A 2776-nucleotide genomic window follows, 5' to 3' on the forward strand; every position below is an offset into this window, starting at 1 on the left:
TGCTCGGAGGCCGCCGCCTCCAGCATGGCCGTGAACACCCGCGCCCGCACGTACCGGGGCAGCAGGGCGTCGAGCACGGCCTGGGCGCTGGGCTCGTAGATGTACAGGGGGATGGGCTCGGGCGGCCGCTCGGAGGTCTCCTCGACCACCAGGGGGATGATGCGCCTGGCCTCGGTCCGCTGGGTCGCGGCCGACACGTAGTCGGTGTAGACCATGTGCAACTCGTCGACCTCGTGGTCCAGGAACGCCTCGAGCATGGTGTCGGCCACCTGCTTGGCGTCGTCGTAGTCGGGCCGGTCGGCCACCCCGCTCCAGCTGTCGACCAGCTCCCGGCGCCGAAACCGGTAGTAGCCGATGCCCTTGCGGCCGGCGACGTACAGCCGGGGCTCGATCCCGTCGGCCTGGAGCCGGGCCATCAGCTCGGCCGCGGTCCGCAGCACGTTGGCGTTGTAGGGCCCGGCCAGGCCCCGGTCGGAGGTGACCACCAGGATGCCGGCCGCCTTGACCTCCTCCCGCGGTTCCAGCAGCGGGTGGGAGATCGTCACCTCGGTGGTGGCCACGCTGGTCAGGGCCTGGGTGATCTGGTTGGTGTAGGGCCGCGACGCCTCGACCCGCTGCTGGGCGCGGACCACCCGCGAGGCCGAGATGAGCTCGAAGGCCCTGGTGATCTTCTGGGTCGACTGGACCGTGCGGATCCGCCGGCGGACGACCCGGAGCTGGGCGGCCATGGCTCAGGGACTCTGGGCGTCGGCCCGGCCGGCCGGGCCGGCCTCGGCCTCGAACTCCTCGGGGCTGCGCCGGTAGCGCTTGACCGAGTCCTGTCCCTCCTCGCCCTCCCCCATCGGGTCGGCGTCCTTCTCCTTGGGCGCCGGGCGCTCGCCCGAGGGCCGGAAGCGGCCCTTGAACGCCTCCACGGCCTCCTTCAGCTTGGCCTCGACCTCGTCGGGGAGCGTGCCCTCGTTGCGGATGTGCTCGCCCACGTCGGGATGGTTGGCGTCCATGAAGTCGAGCAGCTCGGCCTCGAAGCGGCGCACGTCCTCGACCGGGATGTCGTCAAGGTAGCCGTTGCCCCCGGCCCAGATGGCGATGACCTGCTTCTCGACCGGGACCGGCTCGTACTGGCCCTGCTTGAGCAGCTCGACCATGCGGGCCCCCCGCTCCAGCTGGTCCCGCGACGCCTTGTCGAGGTCGGAGGCGAACAGGGCGAACGCCTCCAGGGCCCGGTACTGGGCCAGGTCGATGCGCAGGGTGCCGGCGACCTTGCGCATGGCCTTGATCTGGGCGCTGCCGCCGACCCGCGACACCGAGGTGCCGACGTTGATGGCCGGCCGCACGCCCTGGTTGAACAGGTCGGGCTCCAGGTAGATCTGGCCGTCGGTGATGGAGATGACGTTGGTGGGGATGTAGGCGGAGATGTCGTTGCCCTTGGTCTCGATGATCGGCAGCCCGGTCAGCGAGCCCCCGCCCAGCTCGTCCGAGAGCTTGGCGCAGCGCTCCAGCAGCCGCGAGTGGAGGTAGAAGACGTCGCCCGGGTAGGCCTCGCGACCGGCCGGGCGGCGCAGCAGCAGGGAGATCTCACGGTAGGCCTCGGCCTGCTTGGACAGGTCGTCGAAGACGATCAGCACGTGCTCGCCCTTGTACATCCAGTGCTGGCCCATGGCCGAGCCGGCGTAGGGGGCGATGTACTTGAAGGAGGCCGGCAGGTCGGCCGGGGCGCTGACGACCACGGTGTAGTCGAGGGCGCCGTTCTCCTCCAGGGCGCCGACGAACTCGCGCACGGTGGTGGCCTTCTGGCCGATGGCCACATAGATGCACTTGACCTGCTTGTCGGTGCCCCAGTGCTGGCGCTGGTTGATGATGGTGTCCAGGCAGACGGCGCTCTTGCCGGTCTTCTGGTCGCCGATGACCAGCTCGCGCTGGCCCCGGCCGATGTTGGTCATGGCGTCGATCGCCTTGATGCCGGTCTCCAGCGGCTCCTTCACCGGCTGGCGCTGGACCACCGTCGGGGCCTGCAGCTCCAGGGCCCTGGTGGTCTCGGCCTCGATGTCGCCCCGGCCGTCCAGCGGGCGGCCGAGCGGGTCGACCACCCGGCCGAGGAAGCCGTCGCCGACCGCCACCGACAGGACCTGGCCGGTGTGCTTGACCTCGTCGCCCTCCTCGATGCCGGAGGCGTCGCCGAAGACCACGCAGCCGATCTCGCGGACGTCCAGGTTGAGGGCCACGCCGAGCATGCCGCCGGGGAACTCCAGCAGCTCCTGGGCCATGGTCGAGGGCATCCCCTCGACCCGGGCGATCCCGTCCCCGGTCTCGATGACCCGCCCGACCTCCTCCCGGGTCAACGTGGGCCGGAAGGTCTCGACGTGCTTGCGGAGGGCCTCGGCGATGTCGTCGGGCCTGATCGAAAGTTCGGTCATGGTCTTGCCCTTTCGCTCTCTTCGTCTCAGGCCTGCCTAGGCGACCCCGAGGGCCTCGCGGGCCTGCTCGAGGCGGCTGCGGATGCTGCCGTCGAACAGCTCGTCCCCGACGCGGACGACCACCGAGCCCAAAATAGCCTCGTCCACGGTGACCTGCAGCACGACCGGCCTGCCGATCACGCGGGCCAGCGCCTCGGCCAGCCGGGTCCGGCGGCGGCCGTCGAGCTCGACGGCGCTGCGGACCTCGGCCACCACCCGGTTGCGGCGGACCGCCGCCGCCTCGGCCCACTGCTTGGCGACGGTGTCCAGGTCGTGGCCCTGGTACAGCTCGACCAGCAGGTCGGCCAGGGCGGCGGTGCGCC

At 71.1% G+C, this 2776-nt stretch carries 3 protein-coding genes; all 3 read right to left on the reverse strand.

From position 1 onward, the window contains the following. A partial coding sequence (gene atpG, locus VF468_19775) for an ATP synthase F1 subunit gamma (protein HEX5880528.1) occupies positions 1 to 728 on the reverse strand: 728 nt, incomplete at its 3' end. Between the two features lie 3 nt (positions 729 to 731). Continuing rightward, positions 732 to 2414, reverse strand: coding sequence for a F0F1 ATP synthase subunit alpha (atpA, locus tag VF468_19780; GenBank protein HEX5880529.1), 1683 nt, complete (start codon positions 2412 to 2414; stop codon positions 732 to 734). 36 nt (positions 2415 to 2450) lie between these two features. Next, positions 2451 to 2776 (reverse strand): ATP synthase F1 subunit delta (gene atpH / locus VF468_19785; GenBank protein ID HEX5880530.1); only part of this gene is annotated, 326 nt, incomplete at its 5' end.

It is taken from the genome of Actinomycetota bacterium, from assembly GCA_036280995.1.
GTDB lineage: Bacteria > Actinomycetota > CALGFH01 > CALGFH01 > CALGFH01 > CALGFH01.

Coding starts and splice junctions, on each gene's coding strand:
- atpA (HEX5880529.1), bottom strand. CDS start 2,414: ATGACCGAACTTTCGATCAGGCCCGACGACATCGCCGAGGCCCTCCGC.